18 protein-coding genes and 1 pseudogene are annotated in these 19649 nt (G+C 67.6%); 14 read left to right on the top strand and 5 right to left on the bottom strand.

Features of this window, described 5'->3' with window-relative positions:
• Window positions 1–80: 80 nt before the first annotated feature.
• A pseudogene (locus tag IBX18_RS23170) lies at window positions 81–1496 on the top strand (RsmB/NOP family class I SAM-dependent RNA methyltransferase); the annotation flags it as partial.
• A gap of 150 nt (window positions 1497–1646) precedes the next feature.
• Window positions 1647–1997 (top strand): MmcQ/YjbR family DNA-binding protein, encoded by a 351-nt coding sequence (locus tag IBX18_RS23165; protein WP_107657928.1) that lies wholly within the window; start codon window positions 1647–1649, stop codon window positions 1995–1997.
• A gap of 5 nt (window positions 1998–2002) precedes the next feature.
• Here IBX18_RS23165 and IBX18_RS23160 read toward each other — a convergent pair whose 3' ends face one another.
• Window positions 2003–2938, bottom strand: coding sequence for an RNA polymerase sigma factor SigF (locus IBX18_RS23160; protein ID WP_194835660.1), 936 nt, complete (start codon window positions 2936–2938; stop codon window positions 2003–2005).
• The gene (locus tag IBX18_RS23155) at window positions 2938–3360 is read right to left on the bottom strand and encodes an anti-sigma factor (protein WP_107660671.1); all 423 of its coding nucleotides are present in this window, start codon (window positions 3358–3360) and stop codon (window positions 2938–2940) included. The genes IBX18_RS23160 and IBX18_RS23155 overlap by 1 nt, the downstream gene beginning before the upstream one ends.
• 96 nt (window positions 3361–3456) lie before the next feature.
• Here IBX18_RS23155 and rpe point away from each other — a divergent pair, with 96 nt between their 5' ends.
• Window positions 3457–4113 (top strand): ribulose-phosphate 3-epimerase, encoded by a 657-nt coding sequence (gene rpe, locus IBX18_RS23150; RefSeq protein WP_194835981.1) that lies wholly within the window; start codon window positions 3457–3459, stop codon window positions 4111–4113.
• Window positions 4114–4221: 108 nt separating this feature from the next.
• Here rpe and IBX18_RS23145 read toward each other — a convergent pair whose 3' ends face one another.
• Window positions 4222–4692 carry a hypothetical protein gene (locus IBX18_RS23145; RefSeq protein WP_194835659.1) on the bottom strand — a complete coding sequence of 157 codons (471 nt, stop codon included), beginning with the start codon at window positions 4690–4692 and terminating at the stop codon, window positions 4222–4224.
• A gap of 573 nt (window positions 4693–5265) precedes the next feature.
• Here IBX18_RS23145 and IBX18_RS23140 point away from each other — a divergent pair.
• The 4 genes from IBX18_RS23140 (at window position 5266) to IBX18_RS23125 (ending at window position 8522) form a co-directional block, all read left to right on the top strand.
• Window positions 5266–5889 carry a riboflavin synthase gene (locus IBX18_RS23140; protein WP_194835658.1) on the top strand — a complete coding sequence of 208 codons (624 nt, stop codon included), beginning with the start codon at window positions 5266–5268 and terminating at the stop codon, window positions 5887–5889.
• 244 nt (window positions 5890–6133) lie between these two features.
• Window positions 6134–7378 carry a bifunctional 3,4-dihydroxy-2-butanone-4-phosphate synthase/GTP cyclohydrolase II gene (locus IBX18_RS23135; RefSeq protein ID WP_135232026.1) on the top strand — a complete coding sequence of 415 codons (1245 nt, stop codon included), beginning with the start codon at window positions 6134–6136 and terminating at the stop codon, window positions 7376–7378.
• A gap of 21 nt (window positions 7379–7399) precedes the next feature.
• Window positions 7400–7879, top strand: a complete 480-nt coding sequence (gene ribH / locus IBX18_RS23130) for a 6,7-dimethyl-8-ribityllumazine synthase (protein ID WP_135232025.1) — start codon at window positions 7400–7402, stop codon at window positions 7877–7879.
• Window positions 7880–8141: 262 nt separating this feature from the next.
• Complete coding sequence (locus IBX18_RS23125; protein WP_306796371.1) at window positions 8142–8522, top strand: PH domain-containing protein; 381 nt, start codon at window positions 8142–8144, stop codon at window positions 8520–8522.
• Between the two features lie 37 nt (window positions 8523–8559).
• Here the strand turns inward: IBX18_RS23125 and IBX18_RS23120 are convergent, their stop codons facing one another.
• Together IBX18_RS23120 and IBX18_RS23115 are read right to left on the bottom strand one after the other, a co-directional pair.
• Window positions 8560–9099 (bottom strand): GNAT family N-acetyltransferase, encoded by a 540-nt coding sequence (locus tag IBX18_RS23120; protein ID WP_194835656.1) that lies wholly within the window; start codon window positions 9097–9099, stop codon window positions 8560–8562.
• 103 nt (window positions 9100–9202) lie between these two features.
• Window positions 9203–11167, bottom strand: a complete 1965-nt coding sequence (locus IBX18_RS23115; RefSeq protein ID WP_194835655.1) for a gamma-glutamyltransferase family protein — start codon at window positions 11165–11167, stop codon at window positions 9203–9205.
• A 234-nt stretch (window positions 11168–11401) separates the two neighbouring features.
• Here IBX18_RS23115 and IBX18_RS23110 point away from each other — a divergent pair, with 234 nt between their 5' ends.
• The 7 genes from IBX18_RS23110 (at window position 11402) to gap (ending at window position 19649) form a co-directional block, all read left to right on the top strand.
• Window positions 11402–12088 carry an HAD family hydrolase gene (locus IBX18_RS23110; RefSeq protein ID WP_194835654.1) on the top strand — a complete coding sequence of 229 codons (687 nt, stop codon included), beginning with the start codon at window positions 11402–11404 and terminating at the stop codon, window positions 12086–12088.
• Window positions 12089–12235: 147 nt separating this feature from the next.
• Complete coding sequence (locus IBX18_RS23105) at window positions 12236–12664, top strand: hypothetical protein (RefSeq protein ID WP_194835653.1); 429 nt, start codon at window positions 12236–12238, stop codon at window positions 12662–12664.
• A gap of 148 nt (window positions 12665–12812) precedes the next feature.
• Window positions 12813–14822: an excinuclease ABC subunit UvrC gene (gene uvrC / locus IBX18_RS23100; RefSeq protein WP_194835652.1), complete on the top strand. Its 2010-nt coding sequence runs from the start codon at window positions 12813–12815 to the stop codon at window positions 14820–14822.
• Window positions 14823–15065: 243 nt separating this feature from the next.
• The gene (gene rapZ, locus IBX18_RS23095) at window positions 15066–16046 is read left to right on the top strand and encodes an RNase adapter RapZ (protein ID WP_228541612.1); all 981 of its coding nucleotides are present in this window, start codon (window positions 15066–15068) and stop codon (window positions 16044–16046) included.
• Between the two features lie 40 nt (window positions 16047–16086).
• Window positions 16087–17133 carry a uridine diphosphate-N-acetylglucosamine-binding protein YvcK gene (gene yvcK / locus IBX18_RS23090; RefSeq protein WP_107657915.1) on the top strand — a complete coding sequence of 349 codons (1047 nt, stop codon included), beginning with the start codon at window positions 16087–16089 and terminating at the stop codon, window positions 17131–17133.
• The gene (gene whiA / locus IBX18_RS23085) at window positions 17124–18107 is read left to right on the top strand and encodes a DNA-binding protein WhiA (RefSeq protein WP_040736336.1); all 984 of its coding nucleotides are present in this window, start codon (window positions 17124–17126) and stop codon (window positions 18105–18107) included. Before yvcK ends, whiA begins: the two co-directional genes overlap by 10 nt.
• 522 nt (window positions 18108–18629) lie before the next feature.
• A complete protein-coding gene (gap, locus tag IBX18_RS23080) occupies window positions 18630–19649 on the top strand; it encodes a type I glyceraldehyde-3-phosphate dehydrogenase (RefSeq protein WP_107657914.1) in 1020 nt (339 codons plus the stop codon).

The following is a 19649-nucleotide window of genomic DNA, read 5'->3' as shown; positions in this document are numbered from 1 at the left end:
AAGGTGGTGCGGGGACTGGCGCGGGCCGGTCGGCACCCGGTCGCGGCGGGCAGTCGACCCAGAGTGGTTCGCGGTCAACTGATCCGGCGGGGCGTGCAGCTGGATCGGCGAAACGTGGTGGCGGCCAGAAGGATCGGGGACCGAGCACGGGTGGGCGTCCGGGCGAGACCGCCGACGCCCCTCGGCTCGTCGCACGCGACGTCTTGCGGGCGGTGCGGGAGCGCGACGCGTACGCGAATCTCGTACTGCCGGGACTGCTTCGGGAGCGGCGGATCACCGGCCGGGATGCGGCGCTGGCCACCGAGCTGACCTACGGTGCGTGCCGTTCGCGCGGGCTGCTCGACGCGGTGATCGAGGCGGGCGCCGGTCGGCCGATCGCGGAGATCGATGGCCCGCTGCTGGATGTGTTGCGGCTCGGCGTGTATCAGCTGCTGCGGACCCGCATCGGTGCGCACGCGGCGGTGGATACCTCGGTGGCGCTCGCGCGCAGCGAATTCGGTGCCGGCAAGGCCGGTTTCGTGAACGCGGTGCTGCGGCGCGCCGGGGAGAAGACGGTCGAGGAATGGGTGGCGCAGCTCGCGCCGTCGGATCCGGTGGGGCGGTTGGCCTTCGAATTCGCGCATCCGGTGTGGATCGCGCAGGCCTTCGCGGACGCGCTCGGCGCCCGGGCGGGGGAGCTGCGCGATGCGCTGGCCGCCGATGACGCCCGGCCCGCAGTGCACCTGGTCGCCCGCCCCGGTGAAATCACCGCGGAGGAATTGGCGCTCGTCACCGGTGGCGAAGAAGGCCGCTGGTCGCCCTACGCGGTCTATCTGGACGGCGGCGATCCCGGAAAACTGGAGCCGGTGCGCGAAGGCATGGCCGGGGTGCAGGACGAGGGCAGTCAGCTCGTCGCCCTCGCGCTGACCCGCGCCCCGCTGAACGGACCGGACGGCGGCCGCTGGCTGGACCTCTGCGCCGGCCCGGGCGGTAAGGCCGCCCTGCTCGGTGCCCTCGCCGCGATCGACGGCTTCCGCGTCGACGCGGTCGAGCCCGCCGAGCACCGCGCCGAACTGGTCCGCAAGTCCGTGCACGGCCTGCCCGTCGACGTGCACGTCACCGACGGCCGCGACAGCGGACTGACCCCCGGCTACGACCGCATCCTGGTGGACGCCCCGTGCACCGGCCTCGGCGCACTGCGCCGTCGGCCCGAGGCCCGCTGGCGCCGCACCCCCGCCGACGTCGCCGAACTGGTCACCCTGCAGCGCGAATTGCTCACCGCCGCATGGGATCTGCTCCGCCCCGGCGGCGTCCTGCTGTACTCCACCTGCTCACCGCACCTGTCGGAAACGGTCGTGGTGGTAGCCGACGCGGTCCGCCGCCTCGGCGCCGAGCAACTCGACGCCCGCCCCCTCCTCCCCGGTGTGGACGACCTCGGCGACGGCCCGACCGCCCAACTCTGGCCACACCGCCACGGCACCGACGCAATGTTCATGGCCGCCCTCCGCAAACCCTGACCCGCAGGATCGAGGGGGAACTGATGCCGGCGGCTTCTCGCGATTCGCCAGCACCAGTTCCCCATGATCACTCGTCCAGCTCGGGTTCGCCCATCCCGCCGGTTCCATTCGTCCAATCCCTGCCCCGGCGCTTCGGGCAGACTGACGTTCATGGCACTGACGTGGCAAGACGTAGTCGCCCTCGCGACCGAACTCCCCGGCGTCGAAGAGTCGACATGGTGGAACAGTCCAGCCTTGAAGGTCGGCGGCAAGGGCTTCGGCCGGTTACGCGTCGACGCCGAGGGCGGGTTGGCGTTGGTGTGTGATCCCGCCGAGAAGGAGGCGCTGCTGGCCTCCGGCGATCCGGCGTTCTACACCACCCCGCACTACGACGGACACCCGTTCATCCTCATCGATCTCGAACGCGTCGCCCGCGAACAGCTCCGCGAAATGCTGGACGACGCATGGTGGCTCACCGCTCCGCCGAAGGTGCGCAAGCAGCGAGCGTCCGCCAAGGGTTGAGCCCGTTACTCCCGGCTCGACTGTTCCCGAAGCCGCGCAAGGGTTTTCGCGAGGATGCGCGACACGTGCATCTGCGAGATACCCATCTGCTGGGCGATCTGGGTCTGCGTCATCGATTCGAAGAACCGCATGGTGAGGATCCGGCGTTCCCGCTCGGGCAGTCCGGCCAGCAGCGGGCGGATCGCGACATACTCTTCCACCCGGTCGAATTGGGACTCTTCCTCGCCGAGGGTGTCCAGCAGGGAAGCGTCGGTGTCGCGGCCGAGGGTGGCCGCGTCGATGGAGCTCGGCTGGTAGGCGTTGCCCGCGATGACGGCCTGGGTCACCTCGTCCGGGTCCACGTCGAGTTCGGCGGCGATCTCCTTGGCCGTCGGTGACCGGCCGAGCCGCTGGGAGAGCGCGTCGATCGCCGCACCGATCCGCAGATGCGTCTCCTTGACCCGCCGCGGCACCCGCATGGCCCAGGTGTTGTCGCGGAAGTAGCGACGCACCTCGCCCATGATCGTCGGCACCGCGAAGGACAGGAAGTTCGAGCCGCGCTCGACGTCGAACCGGTCGACGGCGTGCACCAGCCCGACTCGCGCCACCTGCGTGAGGTCGTCGAACGGTTCACCGCGCCCGCTGAACTTGCGCGCGATGTGATCGGCCAGCGGGATGCAGCGACTGATCAGTTCGGCCCGGATCGCGCTGTGCCGCGCGGTCCCCGGCTTGCTCGCACCCAGCTGTTCGAAGAGCAGCCCGACGTCGTCATAGCTGGCGACCGTCTTGACCGCTTCGATGGTTTCGCTTTCCTCGACGGCATCCTCGGTGCTGACATCGTCCGCGTCTTCGGCGGCGCTCTCCGCGTCGTCGGCCTTCTCGGTGGCGGGATCCGTCTTGTCGGTAACGGTGTCGGCGTTGTCGTCGCGATCGGAGTCGAACACGGTGTCCTCGTCCGCCACTACGCTTTCCCCCGGACCCGACGGAACTCGACCGTCGTCGGATATCCGGAAACCGTCGAATCGAACGAATCCTGTGTTGCCTGTACCTCATCGGTGAGGGTGCGCAGTACATGCCAGCCGAAGCTGCGCTGATCGGGTAAACCCGCCTTGCCCGCGATTCCGCTGACGCGGACCAGCAACTCGGTCTCGCCCACGGTGAATCGACAGTTCAGGCTGGTGTCGGGTCCGGCGACGGCAATCAGGGTCGAGCAGACCTCGTCGACGGCCAGCCGGATGTCGGCCACCTCGTCCAGCGTGAAATCGCTTAGTAGGACGAGAGTTTCGGCGAGCCCACGAACGATGGGCAGCTGTGTGACCGATGCGGCCACCCGAATCTCCACCGGGGTGCTGTACAGCCCCTGTTCCGCCGAAATGTTGATCACCCTATGCAGGCTACCCACTCCCGCGCTGGGCAACCCACACTACCGATAGACTGCGACGTTGTGTCCACCCCGACTTACGCGCGCCCGGCCGCTCCGATGATCGCCCCCTCCATCCTGTCCGCCGACTTCGCCCACCTCGCGGACGAGGCCCAGGCGGTCGCGGGGGCCGACTGGCTACACGTCGATGTGATGGACGCGCATTTCGTGCCGAACCTGACGCTCGGCCTCCCCGTCGTGGAGAGCCTGCTGAAGGCGACCGACATCCCCCTCGACTGCCACTTGATGATCGAGGATCCGGGCCGGTGGGCGCCGCCGTACGCCGAGGCGGGCGCGCACAATGTGACCTTCCATGCCGAGGCGACCGACGACCCGATCGCGGTGGCCCGCGATATCCGCGCGGCCGGGGCCAAGGCCGGACTCTCGGTGAAGCCGAACACACCGATCGAGCCGTACTTGGAGATCCTGCGCTCGTTCGACACTCTCCTCGTGATGAGCGTCGAGCCCGGCTTCGGCGGACAGTCGTTCATCGCCGACGTGCTGGAGAAGGCGCGCACGGTGCGCAGGTTGGTGGACGCGGGCGAGCTGCGACTGCTGGTGGAGATCGACGGTGGGATCAACACCGACACGATCGAGGCCGCAGCGGAGGCGGGCATCGACTGCTTCGTCGCCGGGTCCGCGGTGTACAACACGGCCGATCCCCAGGCCGCCGTCGAGTCGCTGCGCAGGCAAGCCGCCGTGGTGCGCGCGGGCTGAGTGGTCGATCGCTAGCTGCGCGCAGTTTTGCGCAACGTTCGCGCGAGTGGCGTCGATCGGCCCGTGGAGCGGTGCCGGGGTGAGCGCGGTCTGTCCCGGCGAATTCGCTTACAGCGCGCGGGTTTTGCGGGCGCCGATCGCCCGGGTCGCCTCGATCACCGCGTTGAGCGGCGGTCGGGTGGTCGCGGTTGCGGGGGAGCGGATCCAGGTGCGGTAGCCGGTGTGCTCGTCGTCGGGCGAGGGGAGCACGATCTGGCTGCCGGTGCAGGCCACCGTCGCGTACAGCCGGAACAGCTCGGCGGAGACCGCGGCGGTCAGGGTGTCCGGCCGGTACGGTCCGGTCAGGAAGGTCCAGCGCTGGGCGCGGGGATGATCGAGGACCGGTCCCGCGATGGCGGCCTGTTCGAGCCGCTGCTGCACCCGTTCGCCGAGGTCGGCGGGCATGGTGAGGGCACCGTAATGACGGCCGATGTGCAACAGGATGCGTCGCGAGGTGGGATCGATCGAGGCGGGCAGGTGCAATTCGCGCTGGTATTGCACGCAGCGAACTTCCAGCGTCGAATCGAGCAGAGTGGTCACGCCGCGCCCCCAACTGTGTAGAACTTGATTAGACCCACTGTGGTTTCGTTGCTTCCGTGAGTGGTGGACAATCCTTCGGTCGAACTTCCCGGTGACATCACGTGCCTCACCAGGTCTAACGGTTCCTCGTCGAACTGTTCGGTGAACGATAGGAATCAGCTACATAACAATATTGCTGCTATTTCGGTCACGGCGCAAGCAAATGTTAAAAGTGAGCGGCAACTGGGTATGAACAGTGCTCGTGGGTTTGCCGGAAGTGTGCAAAACGCAAACTGGTGGTATCCATATCGCGGCTCATTAATCATTGTCGACCTGAAAAAGTCGAAATATCCGCACCATTGAATTGAATTCGGCATCAATTCTTTATTGATCGTTTGCCTACGCGCATGTCGCCCGGCTGACGGTCTGCTTCCTTCGGCGGTTGCCGGGACACGGTCTGCTGGCTCTTTGAGCGGAACCGTGCTGTCGGCTACGACCGACCGTCGTTAAGCTGAGCGAAGGGCATCGACCGGCGGGAATACCCGTCGCGGCCGGGCTGTTCCGCAACCGGGGACAACGACAGGGAGTCATGGCATGTTCACAGGCATCGTCGAGGAGCTGGGCGAGATCGTCGCCACCGAGCGGTTGGCCGACGCCGCCCGGCTGACGATCCGGGGCGGGCTGGTGACCTCCGATGCCGGGCACGGTGATTCGATCGCGGTGAACGGCGTATGCCTGACCGTCGTCGAGCTGGTGGGCGGCGATTCGTTCACCGTCGACGTGATGCAGGAGACGCTGGACCGCTCCAGCATCGGCAAGCTGGACACCGGATCGAAGGTCAACCTGGAACGGGCCGCCGCACTGAACAGCAGGCTCGGCGGACACCTCGTGCAGGGCCACGTCGACGGCACCGGCACCGTGCTCTCCCGCACCCCCTCGGAGAACTGGGACGTGGTGCGCATCTCGCTGCCCGACAAGATCGCCCGCTACGTGGTGGAGAAGGGCTCGATCACCGTCGACGGCATCTCGCTCACCGTCTCCGGCCTCGGCGTCGCCGACGAGCCCGCGGAGGCGGGCAGCGGCGACTGGTTCGAGGTCTCGCTCATCCCCACCACGCTTGCCCTGACAAATCTCGGCTTTGCCACCGTCGGCACCACCGTCAATCTGGAGGTGGACGTTATCGCGAAGTACGTGGAGCGCCTGCAGCAGCGCGGGTGAAAAGCATCGATCGTGCAGCTGGGATCGTTCGATGGCCAGCAAAGGTGACTGACACGCGCGAGGCTTTCGAGCGCCGTTCGCGGCCCGCCTTGCGTCCGAGTGGACGAAGCGCATGCGCCGCAGGCGCGAGTCTCGGCCGCTCGGACGTAAGGCTGAGGGGGCCGCGAACACGCAGCGCCGCAGGTGCTGCAGATCGACACAGTAGTGTAGGGGCGGACCTAATTCGAGATGGAGCACAACAGACGTGACCAGGTTCGACACCATCGAGCGCGCAGTCGCCGACATCGCCGCCGGTAAGGCCGTAGTCGTCGTCGACGACGAGGACCGCGAGAACGAGGGCGACCTCATCTTCGCGGCGGAGAAGGCCACCCCGGAGCTGGTGGCCTTCATGATTCGCTACACCTCCGGTTACATCTGTGTGCCACTGACGGGTGACGACTGCGATCGGCTGGGCCTGCCGCCGATGTATGCGATGAACCAGGACAAGCACGGCACCGCCTATACCGTGTCGGTCGACGCCCGCGAGGGCATCACCACCGGCATCTCGGGTGCTGACCGCGCCACCACCATGCGACTGCTCGCCTCCGACGAGGCGAAGGCCGACGACTTCACCCGCCCCGGCCACGTGGTGCCGTTGCGCGCGAAGGACGGCGGCGTGCTGCGCAGGCCGGGCCACACCGAGGCCGCGGTCGACCTGTCCCGCATGGCCGGACTGCGTCCCGCGGGCGTGATCTGCGAGATCGTCAGCCAGAAGGACGAGGGCCACATGGCCCGCACCGAGGAACTGCGCGTCTTCGCCGACGAGCACAACCTCGCGCTCATCTCCATCGCCGACATGATCGCGTGGCGCCGCAAGCACGAGAAGCACGTGGTGCGCGTCGCCGAGGCGCGGATCCCCACGGCGCACGGCGAATTCATGGCCGTCGGTTACCAGAGCATCTACGACGAGGTCGAGCATGTCGCGCTGGTGCGCGGCGATCTCGCCGACGGCGAGGACGTGCTGGTGCGGGTGCACTCCGAGTGCCTCACCGGCGATGTGTTCGGTTCGCTGCGCTGCGACTGCGGTCCGCAACTGGATGCTGCGCTGGAAATGGTGGCCCAGGAAGGCCGCGGCGTGGTGCTGTACATGCGCGGGCACGAGGGCCGCGGCATCGGGCTGATGCACAAGCTGCAGGCCTACCAGTTGCAGGATTCCGGCCACGACACGGTCGACGCGAACCTGGAACTCGGGCTGCCCGCCGACGCCCGCGACTACGGCACCGGCGCACAGATCCTGGTGGACCTCGGGATTCGGTCGATGCGGCTGCTCACCAACAACCCGGCCAAGCGGGTCGGCCTGGACGGCTACGGTCTGCGGATCACCGACCGGGTGCCGATGCCGTTGCGCGCCAACGCCGAAAACCTGCGCTACCTGCGGACCAAGCGCGACCGGATGGGCCACGATCTGATCGGGCTCGACGACATCGATCTGGGCGAGACCGCCCGCTAATTCACGGAGAGGCAGACATCGATGAGCGGTACCGGCGTACCGACTTTCGCGCTCGCGGATGCCAAGGATCTGAAACTGGGCATCGTCGCGTCGCGCTGGCACACCACAATCTGTGACACCCTGCTGGCGAACGCCGAACAGGTGGCCAAAGACGCCGGCGTCCTGCACGTCACGGTGGTGCGTTGCGCGGGCGCGATGGAGCTGCCGGTGGTGGCCCAGGAACTGGCGCGCACGCATGACGCGGTGGTCGCGCTCGGCGTGGTGATCCAGGGTGGCACACCGCATTTCGAGTACGTCTGCGATGCGGTCACCGCCGGGCTCACCCGGGTTTCGCTGGACGCGGGCACGCCCGTCGCGAACGGGGTGCTCACCACGAACAACGAGGAGCAGGCGCTGGATCGGGCCGGTCTGCCCGGGTCGGCCGAGAACAAGGGTGAGCAGGCGTGTGCCGCGGCGCTCGATGCCGCGCTGACGTTGCGTTCGCTGCGGCAGTCCGCGTAGTGGGTGCGGTCTGGTCTCACCGTGCAGCGGTCGGCCTGTGTTGTTCGGCGGCGGTTCCCCGTATCGGACCGGCGACTGTCGCGGACGTTTTGCGGCTCCATATCGGGCGCAGGGTCGCTTGGGGAGGCGCGGGTAACTGATGCCGGTCTCTCGCATTTTCCGAAGGAACGCTGAACCCGCCGCAGGACAAGGCGATACGTCCGAGTGGGAGCTCGAGATCCGGCCCCGCCGTGCCGTGCGCAATGCGCGAATCGTCGCCGTCGTGATCGCCGCTGCCTTTCTTGCGGGCGGTATCTGGCTGCGCACCGGGTCGACCGGCGTGAACTTCCGCGTCGTCGACCAGATAGCCATGATCGGCATCGGCCTGGTCATCGCCGCCGCGGTCCTGCTGCTCACCCGGCCGCGAGTGCGTGTCGGCGCCGCCGGCGTTTCGGTGCGAAACATCCTCGGCGACAACGACTTCTCCTGGGACACCGTCCGTGGCGTCACCTTCCCCGACCGGAAAGCCTGGGCCCGGCTCGAACTCGTCAACGACGACTACGTCCCCATGCTGGCCATCCGCTCCAACGACAAGGTGCGTGCCGCCGAAGCGATGGAACGGCTCCGCGAACTGGGCGTGAAGTACACCGCCGAGCAGAAATGAGCGGTGGCGCTCACATTGCGCCGTCCTGTGTCGAGGTTCAGCGGGATAGCAGCATCGGATAGACGATCGGGCCGTGGTCGATGGACAGCTCGCCCTGCCGCTTGAAGCCGAAGCGTTCGAAGAACGGGCAGGCCGCACGGGAATTGGAGATCAGGAAGCAGGGCTCGGTCGAGCCGGCCAGCCGCTGCTCGATCAGGGACGACGCGAAGCCCTGCCGCTGGCAATTCGGGTGCGTACCGACGGCAGCGAGATACAAATGGGGTGTATCGGGTCGGACGTCTTCGATCTGGCGGGAGGCCGCGAGTGCTCGAGGAAGACTGCCCTTCAACGCCCGGAACAGGGTGAAAGGCTTCGCGATCGAGGAGATAACCCCCGGCGGCTCCCACAGCGCGACACTGACAATGTTCCCATCCGCATCGCACGCCGCGTCAACCATGCCCGTTTCAGCGCGCGAGGCAATACGCGATTCCCAGAACGCCGGCAGCGCATGCTGCCGCAACCCGGGTCGCGGCCAGAAGTAAGTCATCAGCGGATCCTCGGCGAAAGCCTCCGCGAGGACGAACGCACCGGTCTGCATAACTGCAGGTTAACGGGCAACGGAAGCGCTACCGCGAGATAAACCCCCGACACGCGCGACGAGGACGGCGTCGAGCCTGCCCCGTTGGTCGTGAGATAACGACTCAGCGGGTGTCGCCGAGCACTGCTCCCTCGCGGCGGGGGTCTGCGCCGCCGATCCAGCCGTCGCCGTCGCGTTGGAGTGCGCTGAGGCCGCTGGATTGCGGGGCCACGGTGACCTGGTGGCCTAGTTCGCGGAGGCGGATGACCAGGGCATCGTTGTTGCCGTTGTCGGCGGTGTTGATGCTCGGGTGTTCGCCGCCGACCCCGGTGGACGGGGTGTTGCCTGCGCCGAACGACAGGGCGGAGACGGCCTGTTGCGGGTCGAGGCCCCAATCCAGCATGCCGATCAGGGTTTTCACGACGAACTGGATGATCACCGAACCGCCGGGGGAGCCGGCGATGTGGGTGAGGGCGCCGCGGGCACCGTCGGGGGCCTTGTCGAAGACGAGGGTGGGGGCCATCGAGCTGCGCGGGCGCTTGTTGGGCTGGATCCGGTTGGCGACGGGTGCGCCGTCGGTGCCGAGCGGGTCTGCGGAGAAGTCGGTGAGCTGGTTGTTCAGCACGAAACCGTTGACCAGGTGGAACGAGCCGAACGCGGATTCCACGGTGGTGGTCATGGCCGCGGCGTTGCCGTACTTGTCGACCACCGAGATGTGGCTGGTGCCGTGCTCGGGCGGCTGCGCGCCGACGCCGAGCGGGACGGGACCGAAATCGCCGGGCTGTGCGGTGCCCATGCTGCGGCCGCGGTCGATCAGTGCGGAGCGCTGCTTCAGGTAGTTCTTGTCCACCAGGGTCTGCGGCGAATTGCCCGGCAGCGGAATGAAGTCCGAGTCGGCCACGTACTTGTTGCGGTCCGCGTAGGCGAGGCGTTCGGCCTCGGCGATGAGATGGACGGCGTCGGCCTTCGGCTTGCCGCCGTTGCGGGCGTCGGAACCGGAACCGAGGTTGTCCGGCGGCAGCGCGGCGAGGTCGAAGTTCTCCAGGATGCCGAGGGTGGCGGCGACGGTGCTGCCGCCCGACGACGGGTTCGGCATGCCGCAGATTTCGTGCGCTCGATAGCTGGTGCACAGCGCGGTGCGCTTCTTCGCCTGGTAGTTCGCCAGGTCGGCGGTGGTCATCAGGCTCGGGGTGCGGCCGCCGGATGCGGAGGTGGCCGCTTCGACGATGTCGGCCGCGATGGCGCCGGTGTAGAAGGCTTGGGCGCCTTCGGTCGCGACGGCGCCCAAGGTCTTCGCCATCGCCGGGTTGGTCAACATGGTGTCCGCGGGCTTGGGCGTGCCGTCGGGATTCAGGAAGTACGCCTTCGCTGCCTCATCGAGCGCCAGATCCTTGGCGGACTCCGCGATCTGCCCGGCGAAGCGGGGGCTGATCGGGAACCCGCGATCGGCGAGGTCGATGGCCGGGTCGAACAGTTCCCGCCATCCGGTCTTGCCGTGGTCGCGGTGCGCCATCTCCAGCATCCGCAAAACCCCTGGCACGCCGATGGATCGGCCGCTGGCGCGCGTGTTCGGTTTCGGCTCGGTCCGCTCGGTGTCGCTGACCCAGCGCAGGTAGTTCTCGGTGGCAGCGGCGGGTGCGACCTCTCGCCCGTCATAGGCGTCCACGGTCTTGGTATTGGCGTCGTAGTACATCAGGAACGCGCCGCCACCGATGCCGGAAGCCTGCGGTTCGACCAGGCCGAGCACCGTTTGCGCGGCAATGAGCGCGTCCGCGGCGGTACCGCCCTCGCGCAGCACGCCACACGCGGCCTTCGTGGCCACCGGGTTCGCCGTCGCGACCGCATACGTTTTGGTGCGCACCGCCGTCATCCCCGACCGGTAGCCGGTGGAGATCTCCGGGTTGGTGCTGATGTCCTGGGTCTTGCCGCCTGTGGCGCCTGCCGAGGTCGCGGCCACCGGTGTCCCGTTCGGCACCGTGTCACAGACGGCTCCGGCCTTGTCCTCGTCGGACGAACAAGCCGTGACCGTCCCGAGGGCGAGCAGCACCACAGCCGCCACACCCGTCCACGTTCCTCGCGCGCGCCTCATGGGGGGACTCTAACGCTCGGCGCCGACACCGGGGGAGAGTTTGTCCGACCAACGCCGGGGGAGTCCGGCGATACCAGTGCCGGACGGGGATCGGCGCATCGAAGGGGTTCTTTCCGGCACAACGAGGCACGCGTGACGACGACGAACTCGATTGCGCGCCACCACATATCCGCCCGTCACCCTCGTGACCTGCGACGACTCCGGGCACGTCGGACCGGTCGGTAGGCTGATCCGGTGACCATCGAAGCGGTGCTCTTCGACTATTCCGGAACCTTGTTTCGACTGGAGGAGGACGAATCCTGGGGTGCGGATCTGGTCGCGGCCGACGGCCGCCCCTTCGATGTGCACGAGAAGGCCGAGATCCTGCGCAGGATGACCGCACCGGTCGGCCAGCTGGTGCACTTCGACGCCGACGGCCAGCACGCCTGGGACAACCGTGACCTGGACCCGAAGCTACATCGGCGCGCCTACCTCGAGGTCCTGCGCAAGTCCGGCGTACCGACCGACGACCAAGCCGCCGTCCTCTACGGCCGCCTGATCGATCCGATGTCCTGGACGCCCTACCCCGACGTCGACGAAGCGCTGACGTCGCTTGCGGCTCAAGGCATTCAGGTCGGCGTGGTGAGCAACATCGCGTTCGACATCCGCCCCGCCTTCACCACCCGGAACTGGGACCGATACATCGACGCGTTCGCCCTCTCCTTCGAGATCGGCGCGGTGAAACCCGATCCCCGAATTTTCGCCGCCACTCTCGACAAACTCGGCGTCGACCCGGCCGCAGCCCTGATGGTCGGTGACAGCGCCGAGGCGGACGGCGGCGCGACCGCGCTCGGCTGCCGATTCGCCCTGGTAGACCCGCTGCCCACCGCGGAACGCCCGTCCGGTCTGCTCGACGCATTGGACCAGCACGGACTGTCCTGATCGACCGGCGCGCCCGTGATCAAGACGGCATCATTTCCGGATAACCCCCGCCGCGCCCGAGTTGTCCGACTCTCTCCGGTGCTCTAGCGTCCTGCTGGCGCACCCGTTGATTCGGGTCGAGAGTGTTGATCGGGAGTGGGGAGCGCCGTGGGCGCGGACTTTTCGGACGAGGATTTAGCGGTCGCCGAGAGATTATGGGCGCTGACCGAGCTGCCCGAGGCGGCAAGGGAAGCACGGGAAGCCGCCTGGGGGCTGGCGGCATTCGGACTGGCCTATCCGGTGGTCATGGGCCTGACGCGCAGCGCCGAGGCCGCGGGCGGTGCGGCCATCCAGTTCCTGTTCAGCTGGCTGCTGGGCCTCGTCGCCTGGGGATTCACCCGCGGCGCGAGCGGCGTGCGGGTGCTGGCGGTCATCTTGGCGCTCGCGCAGGCTGTGGTCGGCTGGCGAACTCAACCCAACGACATCCCGTTCGAGCAGTGGATCGTGGCGGTGCTCTTTTCGCTCGGCACGTCGAGCGCGGTCGTCTACCAGCTGTGCCGCGCCGAAGCGAAGGAGTGGTTCGGCGCCGACGTATGACGTGCGCCCGTAACCTGGCCGCCGAACTCCCTGTCCAGCAATGTGTTTCGGCAAGAAGCAGCCGGTCGATCCGGGTCGAGATCCCGCACGAGAACCGAACCCGGATCGCCTTGCCGAGCTTGTCGGACGTGCTCGATAGGCTTGATGGGTGGCAGATCCAGCGACGTACCGGCCCAAGCCGGGCACGATTCCCGTCGAACCAGGGGTGTACAAGTTCCGGGACGCATATCGGCAGGTCATCTACGTCGGCAAGGCAAAGAGTCTGCGCAGCAGGCTGAACTCCTACTTCGCCGACGTGGCGTCGCTGCATCCGCGGACGCGGCAGATGGTCACCACGGCCGCGAGCGTCGAATGGACCGTGGTCTCCACCGAGGTGGAGGCGCTGCAGCTCGAATACAACTGGATCAAGGAGTTCGACCCCCGGTTCAACGTGCGCTACCGGGACGACAAGTCGTATCCGGTGCTCGCCGTGACGTTGAACGAGGAGTTCCCGCGCCTGTTCGTCTACCGCGGCGCGCGCAAGAAGGGCGTGCGGTACTTCGGCCCCTACGCGCACGCCTGGGCGATCCGGGAAACCCTGGACCTGCTGCTGCGGGTGTTCCCCGCGCGCACCTGCTCCAACGGAGTGTTCAAGCGGCACAACCAGATCGGGCGCCCCTGCCTGCTCGGCTACATCGACAAGTGTTCGGCGCCGTGCATCGGCCGGGTCAGCGCCGCCGAACACCGCCAGATCGTGGAGGACTTCTGCGACTTCCTGGCCGGGCGCACCGACCGCATGGTGCGCCAGCTCGAACGCCGCATGCAGGACGCCGCCGAGGACCTCGACTTCGAGAACGCCGCCCGCCTGCGCGACGACGTGCAGGCGCTGCGCCGCGCGCTGGAGAAGCAGGCCGTGGTGCTCGGCACCGGCACCGATGCCGACGTGATCGCCTTCGCCACCGACGAGCTGGAGGCGGCGGTGCAGATCTTCCACGTCCGCGACGGCCGGGTCCGCGGTCAGCGCGGCTGGGTGGTCGACAAATCCGGCGACGCCATCGACTCGCCGGAGGCGGGCAGCGAACTGGCCGTGCTGGTCGAGCAGTTCCTCACCCAGTTCTACGGCGAGCAGGTCGCGGTGGCGGAACTGGGCGAGGCCGAGCAGCCCGCCGCCGTGGTGCCCAGGGAGGTCCTGGTCCCCGAGCTCCCGGCCGACGCCGAGCAGTTGCAGGAGTGGCTGTCCAACCTGCGCGGCTCGGCCGTGCAGCTGCGCGTGCCACAGCGCGGCGACAAGAAGGCCCTCGCCGAGACCGTGCAGCGCAACGCGATGGAGGCCCTGCAGCAGCACAAGCTCAAGCGCGCGGGCGATCTGACGTCGAGATCGGCTGCGCTACAAGCCATCCAAGACGCGCTCGAACTCGACAGCGCCCCGCTGCGGATCGAGTGCGTGGACATCAGCCACGTGCAGGGCACCGATGTGGTCGCCTCGCTGGTGGTGTTCGAAGACGGCCTGGCCCGCAAATCCGAGTATCGGCACTACACCATCAAGGAGGCCGCGGGCGACGGCCGCTCGGACGACGTCGGCAGCATCAGGGAGGTGACCCGGCGGCGCTTCTACAAGCTGCAGAAAGAGCGCGAGCTGATGGTGAACGAGGACCTGGCGGCGGTCGAAGCCCTCGACGACACCGCCGAACTCGTGTCTCGCCCCGGCATCGACCCGCAGACCGGCCGTCCGCGTAAGTTCGCCTACCCGCCCAACCTCTACGTCGTCGACGGCGGCGCACCCCAGGTCGCGGCCGCCGCCGAGGTGCTCGACGAGCTCGGCATCACCGATGTCGCGGTGATCGGCCTGGCCAAACGCCTCGAAGAGGTGTGGGTGCCGGGGGAGAGCGACCCGGTGATCATGCCGCGCAACAGCGAGGCCTTGTTCCTGTTGCAGCGGATCCGCGACGAGGCGCACCGGTTCGCCATCACCTTCCATCGCAGCAAACGGTCTCGCCGGATGACCGCGTCCGCGCTGGACTCGGTGCCCGGGCTCGGCACGGCGCGCCGAACCGCGCTGGTTACCCATTTCGGTTCCGTCGCCAAGCTCAAGCAGGCCACGGTGGAGGAGATCACCGAGGTCCCCGGCATCGGATTGGCCACCGCCAAGGCCGTGCTCGCGGCACTACAGGAGGGCTGAGGACCATCGGAAACGGCGGCTTTGCTCCGATACACCTATATTCTCGGTACCAGTCGCTAGCCTTCCACGTGCACCACGGAAGGTGATTGCGCATGTCTGCGCCCGATACCGGAACCGGTGCGGGATGATTCGAGAGGTACCCAGAGAGCGAGCGCAGCGAGTGAACCGACAACACAGCGTGCCACGGCGCACGGCGGAGCCGAGCGCCCGCGCGGTGCAGTCGTGTGACGGATCCGGTAGGACATGACACGCGTCGAAGCGAACAACACTGCGGGTAATCCGCGACAGACCGAGGGGCGGGCCGGCCCCTCGAGCGCTGTCGCAGCGGCGAACCCACAGGTCGAAGTCGTCATCGTGACCGGACTATCCGGCGCGGGCCGCGGCACCGCCGCCCGCGTACTCGAGGATCTCGGCTGGTACGTCACCGACAACCTGCCGCCGGAGCTGATCGGCCGGATGGTCGAACTCGGCGCCTCCGCCGACCCGCCGATCCGCAGTCTGGCCCTGGTGATGGACGTGCGCAGCAGGTTCTTCACCGGTGATCTCTCGGTGGTCACCGAGCAGTTGCGCAAACTCGGCATCGAAACCAGGGTGCTGTTTCTCGAAGCCTCCGACGATGTCCTGATCCGGCGTTTCGGTTTCGCCCGGCGCCGCCACCCGCTGCAAAGCGAGAGCAAAGACGGCACGCTCTCCTCGGGCATCGCCGCGGAACGTATCCGGCTCTCGGCCGTGAAAACCGCGGCGGACCTGGTCATCGACACCACCGAACTGTCCATCCACCAGCTGCACCGCAAGTTGGAGGAGGCCTTCGGCGACGGTGCACCCAGTGCATTGCAGCTGACCGTGCAATCCTTCGGCTTCAAGCATGGGGTTCCACTGGACGCCGACATGGTGTTGGATGTGCGTTTTCTACCTAATCCACATTGGATACCGGAATTGCGGGAACACACTGGTCAGGAATCAGTGGTGAGCGAGTACGTGTTGTCGCGCCCCGGCGCGGCCGATTATCTGCGTACCTGCCACCACCTGGTCGAACTGACGATGAACGGTTACCGCCAAGAGGGGAAGCGATACATGACGGTGGCAGTGGGCTGCACCGGAGGCAGGCACCGCAGCGTGGCGATAGCCGAGGCTCTTGGCGAACTGATGAGCGAGGGCACCGGCGGCAGCGAGGGCCCCGCCGACGTGGTGCGCGTCGTGCATCGCGATCTGGGGCGCGAATGAGTGCGCGCGAGCCGGAGCCTTGCGTTAGCGAGGCGCAGGCATGACCGGATGGGAATCCGACCCGAATATCGTCGCGCTGGGCGGCGGGCACGGCCTGTACGCGACGTTGACCGCCGTCCGGCGGCTGACCAGAAAGATCTGCGCGGTCGTCACCGTCGCGGACGACGGCGGCTCGTCCGGTCGCCTACGCGCCGAGCTAGGCGTGCTACCGCCGGGTGACCTACGGATGGCGCTGGCCGCGCTGGCCGCGGACTCCGACGGCATCTGGACCAAGACCGTGCAACACCGCTTCGGCGGCACCGGCGCACTGGCCGGCCACTCGGTCGGCAATCTCATTCTGGCCGGCCTGACCGAGGTGCTCGGCGACCCGGTCGCCGCGCTCGACGAACTCGCGAAGATGTTGCGCATCACCGGACGGGTGCTGCCGATGTCGCCCATCGCGCTCGATATCGAAGCGGATGTGGCTGGGCTGGAAGCGGATCCGCGCGTCAGCCGCTGCATCCGCGGCCAGGTCGCCATCGCGACCACCCCAGGAAAAGTCCGGCGGGTGCGGTTGATTCCGTCCGATCCACCCGCCAGCCAGGAAGCCACCTCGGCCATCGAGCACGCCGACGTCGTCGTGCTCGGACCGGGCTCCTGGTTTACCAGCGTCATCCCCCATGTGCTCGTCCCCGAACTACGAGAGGCGCTGGTGTACACCCGAGCGAGAAAAGTTCTCGTGCTGAACCTGGCCGCCGAGCCCGGCGAAACGGCGGGTTTCTCCGCCGAACGGCACCTGCATGTATTGTCCCAGCACGCACCGGAATTCGTGGTCGACGAAGTTTTGGTCGATTCGGGGTCGGTGCCCGAGGGTCGCGAAAGAGAACATGTGGCGAGAGCTGCCGAACAGTTGCGGGCACGGGTAACCTTCTCCGATGTCGCCGAAGCGGGAACGGACCGGCATCACCCCGGAAAGCTTGCCGCCGCACTGGATCAACTGATCCGGCAACCTCGGCCACAAATGGCAGGGCTTCGAGTCGAGGGACGGCACATGGGTCAGGATGTGCGTTCCGGGTTGGGTGGAAAGGAGCGCGTCTCGTGGCGATGACAGCCGATGTGAAAGACGAGCTGAGCAGGCTCACGGTGTCGCAAGTCAGTTCCCGCAAGGCGGAACTGTCCGCGCTGCTGCGCTTTGCGGGCGGCCTGCACATCGTCGGCGGGCGGGTGATCGTCGAGGCCGAGGTGGACATGGGTTCCATCGCACGCAGGCTGCGCCGGGAGATCTTCGAGCTATACGGCTACGGCTCCGATGTGCACGTGCTCGGCGCGGGCGGTCTGCGCAAGACCTCCCGCTACGTGGTGCGCGTGTCCAAGGAGGGCGAGGCGCTGGCCCGGCAGACCGGGCTGCTCGATGTGCGCGGTCGTCCGGTGCGCGGCCTGCCCGCCCAGGTGGTCGGCGGCAGCATCGCCGATGCCGAAGCAGCTTGGCGCGGAGCGTTTCTCGCGCACGGCTCGCTCACCGAACCCGGTCGCTCCTCCGCACTGGAGGTCAGCTGCCCGGGTCCGGAGGCAGCGCTCGCGCTCGTCGGCGCGGCCCGCAGGCTCGGCATCACCGCCAAGGCGCGCGAGGTGCGCGGCACCGACCGGGTCGTGGTGCGTGACGGCGAGGCCATCGGCGCGCTGCTCACCAGGATGGGTGCGCACGGCACCCGCATCGTCTGGGAGGAGCGCAGGCTGCGCCGCGAGGTGCGGGCCACCGCCAACCGGCTGGCCAACTTCGACGACGCCAACCTGCGCCGTTCGGCCAGGGCCGCGGTCGCCGCGGCCGCCAGGGTGGAGCGGGCGCTGGAGATCCTCAGCGACGACGTGCCCGACCATCTCGCCGCCGCGGGCAAACTGCGCGTGCAGCATCGGCAGGCCTCGCTGGAGGAACTCGGCCAGCTCGCCGACCCGCCGATGACGAAAGACGCTGTGGCGGGCCGGATTCGGCGCTTGCTGTCGATGGCGGACCGGCGGGCCAAGGAGCTCGGCATCCCGGACACGGAATCCGCTGTCACGGCCGAATTGCTCGACGAAGCCTGAGTCGGGAGTTGTCATCCGGTCGGTCGGCCCTAGGGTCGACCGACCGGATGATCCCGCTACCGGGCTGGTGGTCGACGCGTGGCACAGCGGTGCGCGCTGAAGTCGAACGGGGACATGCGGTGGGGGCATTCGACGGCCGGCGCACCCCTGGCTCCCGGTCGAAGTCTCGGCGAACGTTGGAGACGAACTTCGGGGTCAGGTAGACACGTGTGCCGGAACCGCAACGGGGTAACCCCACCGCCGGAGACGTCAGAATGACCGGTGTGTCGGAATGCCAGGACTCTTGACGATGTTCCTGCGCTGGTCGGCGCGCCGGACTGTGAGGAAACAGACCAGTCGGTGATCGATTTCCCTGGTTACCGTAGTGAAGTGGTGACTCGGGAACGTTCGCACCCTGGTGGCCTGATGACCGCGTCGAGATCGCCAGTTCACAACGGACAGGTGCATGTCGGTGGGGTTACAGGCGGGCACTACTGTTACTAGACATCGGAATGATCCGCTTGAAAGCTGAGGAGCGATAACGTGACTGTCCGGGTAGGCATCAACGGCTTCGGTCGTATCGGACGTAACTTCTTCCGGGCGGTGGAGGCGCAGAAGGCGCTGGGCACCACCGACATCGAGATCGTCGCGGTCAACGACCTCACCGACAACGCGACTCTCGCGACCCTGCTCAAGTACGACTCGATCCTCGGCCGCCTGCCGCAGGATGTCTCGCTCGACGGCGACGACACCATCGTGGTCGGTGACCAGCGGATCAAGGCGCTGGCCATCAAGGAGGGCCCGGCGGCGCTGCCGTGGGGCGACCTGGGCGTCGACGTGGTGGTCGAGTCCACCGGCATCTTCACCGATGCCACCAAGGCGAAGGGTCACCTCGCCGCGGGCGCCAAGAAGGTCATCATCTCCGCGCCCGCCAAGGGCGAGGACCTGACGGTCGTCATGGGCGTCAACGACGACAAGTACGACGGCAGCCAGAACATCATCTCCAACGCCTCGTGCACCACCAACTGCCTCGGCCCGCTGGCGAAGGTGCTGAACGACAGCTTCGGCATCGAGCGTGGTCTGATGACCACCATCCACGCCTACACGCAGGACCAGAACCTGCAGGACGGCCCGCACAGCGACCTGCGTCGCGCCCGCGCGGCCGCGCTGAACATCGTGCCGACCGGCACCGGTGCGGCCAAGGCCATCGGCCTGGTGCTCCCGGAACTGCAGGGCAAGCTGGACGGTTACGCGCTGCGCGTGCCGGTTCCGACGGGCTCGGTCACCGACCTCACCGTCACCCTGCGCAAGTCGGCCTCGATCGACGACATCAACGCCGCGTACAAAGCCGCCGCCGAAGGACCGCTGAAGGGCATCCTGAAGTACAACGTCGACCCGATCGTGTCGAGCGACATCGTCACCGACCCGCACTCGTGCATCTACGACGCGCCGCTGATCAAGGTCATCGACGATCAGGTCAAGGTCGTCGGCTGGTACGACAACGAGTGGGGCTACTCCAACCGTGTCGCCGACCTCATCGGCCTCGTCGGCAAGTCGCTCTGA

Source organism: Nocardia sp. XZ_19_369 (assembly GCF_015355715.1).
In the GTDB taxonomy this organism is placed as follows: Bacteria; Actinomycetota; Actinomycetes; order Mycobacteriales; family Mycobacteriaceae; genus Nocardia.
This window is presented reverse-complemented; position numbering and strand designations above follow the sequence as displayed.

Excerpts from the sequence above, each read along its gene's own strand:
- IBX18_RS23140 (WP_194835658.1), top strand. The coding sequence starts at position 5,266 with ATGTTCACAGGCATCGTCGAGGAGCTGGGCGAGATCGTCGCCACCGAG.
- IBX18_RS23120 (WP_194835656.1), bottom strand. The coding sequence starts at position 9,099 with ATGCAGACCGGTGCGTTCGTCCTCGCGGAGGCTTTCGCCGAGGATCCG.
- rpe (WP_194835981.1), top strand. The coding sequence starts at position 3,457 with ATGATCGCCCCCTCCATCCTGTCCGCCGACTTCGCCCACCTCGCGGAC.
- rapZ (WP_228541612.1), top strand. The coding sequence starts at position 15,066 with ATGACACGCGTCGAAGCGAACAACACTGCGGGTAATCCGCGACAGACC.
- yvcK (WP_107657915.1), top strand. The coding sequence starts at position 16,087 with ATGACCGGATGGGAATCCGACCCGAATATCGTCGCGCTGGGCGGCGGG.
- IBX18_RS23165 (WP_107657928.1), top strand. The coding sequence starts at position 1,647 with ATGGCACTGACGTGGCAAGACGTAGTCGCCCTCGCGACCGAACTCCCC.
- ribH (WP_135232025.1), top strand. The coding sequence starts at position 7,400 with ATGAGCGGTACCGGCGTACCGACTTTCGCGCTCGCGGATGCCAAGGAT.
- IBX18_RS23115 (WP_194835655.1), bottom strand. The coding sequence starts at position 11,167 with ATGAGGCGCGCGCGAGGAACGTGGACGGGTGTGGCGGCTGTGGTGCTG.